The organism is Actinomycetospora sp. (assembly GCF_055612215.1).
Genome location: NZ_JBVPVA010001072.1, coordinates 1 through 3,431, shown reverse-complemented (window position 1 = coordinate 3,431; position 3,431 = coordinate 1). Strand labels below are relative to the sequence as shown.

Genomic DNA, 3,431 nt, shown 5'->3' with positions numbered 1-3,431 from the left:
CCCCCGCGCTCGGTTCCACCGAGCGAGGGGGCCCTTCGCGCGCACCGGGTCGGGCATCCGGGCGAACCGGACACGGCGTACGGGTCGGGACAGGCGGTTCCGGGTCGCGCCGCACGCCCGACTCCGCGACGATCACGCCCTGCGCGTCCTCATCTCCGGGTCGTCGGGACTCATCGGTACCGCGCTCGTGCCCCACCTGCGCAGCGCCGGCCACGAGGTCGTCCGCCTGGTCCGCCGCACACCGCAGGCCCCCGACGAACGCGGGTGGGACCCGCCGTCCGGACGCATCGACGACGAGGCCCTCGACGGCGTGGACGCCGTGATCAACCTCTCCGGGGCCGGGATCGCGGACAAGCGCTGGACCGGCGCCCGCAAGCAGGAGCTGCGCGACAGCCGGCTCGTCCCCACCGACGTGCTCGCCCGCGCGGTCGCCGCCCGGGACATCCCGATCATGATCAGCGGCTCGGCGGTGGGCTACTACGGCGACACCGGGGCCGTGGCGGTCGACGAGTCGGGCGCGCGCGGACGGGGGTTCCTCCCCGACGTCGTGCGCGACTGGGAGAACGCGACCGCACCGGCCGCCGAGGCGGGCGCCCGGGTCGTGACGGTCCGGACCGGCCTCGTGCTCTCCCCCGCGGGCGGGCTCATGGGCATCATGCGGCCGGTCTTCAAGTTCGGGCTCGGCGGCCGGCTGGGCTCCGGCGAGCAGTACTGGCCGTGGATCAGCCTCGACGACGAGGTCGGCGCCATCACCTGGGCGCTCGAGCACGACTCCGTCGTCGGGCCGCTCAACGCCACCGGACCGGCCCCCGTCACCTGTCGCGAGTTCGTGAACGTGATGGCCTCGGTCATCCACCGGCCCGCCCCGTGGATCGTCCCGGGCTTCGCGATGCGCCTGGTCCTCGGCGAGTTCGCCGACGAGGGCGTACTGGTGAGCCAGCGGGTGCTGCCGGGGGTCCTGGAGCGCGAGGGCTACGGGTTCTCCCACACGACCGTGCACGCCGCGCTCTCCGCGGTGCTGGACGGCTGACGCGGTGCCCCAGCCCGGACTGCCCGAGCCCGGACTTCCCGACGCGGTCGACGTCCTGGTCGTCGGCGCCGGGCTCACCGGCCTCAACGCGGCCCGGACGGTGGCGCGCTCCGGGCGTTCGGTGGTGGTGTGCGAGGCCTCGGACGGGGTCGGCGGCCGGGTGCGCACCGACGTCGTCGACGGCTTCCTCGTCGACCGCGGCTTCCAGATCCTCAACACCTCCTACCCCGCGCTGCGCGCCGCCGTGGACCTCGAGGCCCTCGACCTGCGGTCCTTCGTGCCCGGGGCCGCGGTGCGGACCGAGGACGGCCGCCTGCACCGCGTCGCGGACCCGCGCCGCCGGCCGGGCTGGGCGCCACGGACCGCTCTGACCGGGCTGCTCGGGCCGCGGGAGAAGGCCGGCCTCGTCGCGTACACGCTGCGGTCCCTGCTCGTCCCGCCGTCGCGCCAGTCGAGGGCTCCCGAGCGCTCCGCCGCGGCGGACCTCGCCCGCTTCGGGCTCGCCGGCGGCGCGACCGAGCGCTTCCTGCGCCCGTTCCTCTCCGGGGTGACCGGGGACCCGGACCTCGCGACGTCGTCGCGGGTGGTGTCGCTGTTCTGGCGGACGTTCGCGCTCGGGGACCTGACGCTGCCCTCGCGCGGCATCGGCGCCGTGCCGGGCCACCTCGCGGCGCGCCTGCCGGCGGGGACGGTGCACCTGCAGACGCGGGTGTCCGGGCTCACGCCGTCCGGCTCCGGGGTGGACGTGGCGACCGACCGCGGGTCCGTCCGGGCCGGCGCGGTGATCGTCGCCACCGAGGGCACCGACGCCGCCGCGATGCTGGGCGGCCGTGTCGAGGCGCCGCACCCGTTCGCCCTGACCACCCACTACCACGTCACCGACACCCCGCCGAGCCGCGAAGGCCTCCTCCACCTCGACGGGACCGGCGGCCCCGTCGTGAACACCGTCGTGCTCACCGCGGCGGCGCCCTCCTACTCCCCCGACCACCGCCACCTCGTCGCGTCCACGGTGCTGGGCCGCGAGCCGCTGCCCGAGCCGCGTCTGCGGGCCGAGCTGGAGCGGATCTGGGGGCAGGGGACGGCGTCGTGGGAGCACCTGAGCACGGTGTCGATCCCGCACGCGCTGCCGGCCACGCTGCCTCCGACCCCGCCGCGCCTGCGCCGCCCGGTGGACCTCGGCGACGGCCTGTTCGTGGCCGGCGACCACCGGGACAGCCCGTCGGTGCAGGGCGCCCTGGTCAGCGGGCGGCGTACGGCCCAGGAGGCGCTGGCCCGGCTCGGCTGACGATCCACGACGGGGCTTTCCTGCCACTGGGTGCAAGCGTCGACGCTTCGCTGGCACCCGCGGTGACAGGAAACCCCCGTCGTCGCGGCCCGGGTAACCTCGGTCGCATGGGCTCCCACCGCGCGAGCACCGAGGCGATGACGGTCCTCGACCTCGGGACCGTCGAGTACACCGAGGCCTGGGAGCAGCAGCGCGCCCACGCCGCCGCCCGCGTCGCGGGCACCGGCCCCGACGTGCTGATGCTCCTCGAACACCCCAGCGTCTACACCGCCGGCCGGCGCACCCAGCCCGAGGACCGGCCGACCGACGGGACCCCCGTCGTCGACGTCGACCGCGGCGGCCGCATCACCTGGCACGGGCCCGGCCAGCTGGTCGGCTACCCGATCCTGAAGCTGGCGGAGCCGTTCGACGTCGTCGCCCACGTGCGCCGCCTCGAGGAGGCCCTCATCCACGTGTGCGCGGGCTACGGGCTGGCCACCGGCCGCGTCGACGGGCGCTCCGGGGTGTGGCTCGCCGCCGGGCCCGGTCGCCCCGAGCGCAAGATCGCCGCGATCGGGGTGCGGGTGGCCCGGGGCGTGACGCTGCACGGGTTCGCGATCAACGCCGACCCCGACCTGGCCGCCTTCGGCACCATCGTGCCCTGCGGGATCGCCGACGCCGGCGTGACCAGCCTCTCCGCCGAGCTCGACCGCCGCGTGACCGTCGAGGAGATCCGTCCGGCCGTCCGCGAGGCCGTGCTGGCTGCCTGCTCGGGCGACCTCCCGGTCACCGACCACCCGCTGCCCCGGCCCGACGCCACGACCGTCGGCGGCGTCACCGTGGAGATGGTCGCCGGGCGCTGAGCGTGATCGACCGACCCGCCGACGCGCGTAAAGTCGGACGGGTGACCACGACGACCGGGCCCGCGACCGCTCCCGAGGGACGCAAGCTGCTCCGCCTCGAGGTCCGCAACTCGCAGACGCCCATCGAGCGCAAGCCCGAGTGGATCCGCACCCGTGTGCAGACCGGCCCGAACTTCTCCGAGCTCAAGGGCATGGTGCGCTCGGCGGGGCTCGCCACCGTCTGCGAGGAGGCGGGCTGCCCCAACATCTACGAGTGCTGGGAGGACCGCGAGGC

3 protein-coding genes and 1 pseudogene are annotated in these 3,431 nt (G+C 75.9%); all 4 read left to right on the top strand.

The genetic code is table 11. The features are described from left to right. Positions 1–139 precede the first annotated feature (139 nt). The gene (locus AC0CYZ_RS28985; protein WP_472221574.1) at positions 140–1,030 is read left to right on the top strand and encodes a TIGR01777 family oxidoreductase; all 891 of its coding nucleotides are present in this window, start codon (positions 140–142) and stop codon (positions 1,028–1,030) included. A gap of 4 nt (positions 1,031–1,034) precedes the next feature. Continuing rightward, on the top strand, positions 1,035–2,315 hold the full coding sequence (locus AC0CYZ_RS28980) for an NAD(P)/FAD-dependent oxidoreductase (protein ID WP_472221573.1): 1,281 nt from the start codon (positions 1,035–1,037) through the stop codon (positions 2,313–2,315). 107 nt (positions 2,316–2,422) lie between these two features. Next, positions 2,423–3,157 carry a lipoyl(octanoyl) transferase LipB gene (gene lipB, locus AC0CYZ_RS28975; protein WP_472221572.1) on the top strand — a complete coding sequence of 245 codons (735 nt, stop codon included), beginning with the start codon at positions 2,423–2,425 and terminating at the stop codon, positions 3,155–3,157. Positions 3,158–3,198: 41 nt separating this feature from the next. Next, positions 3,199–3,431: pseudogene (locus AC0CYZ_RS28970) on the top strand (lipoyl synthase); the annotation flags it as partial.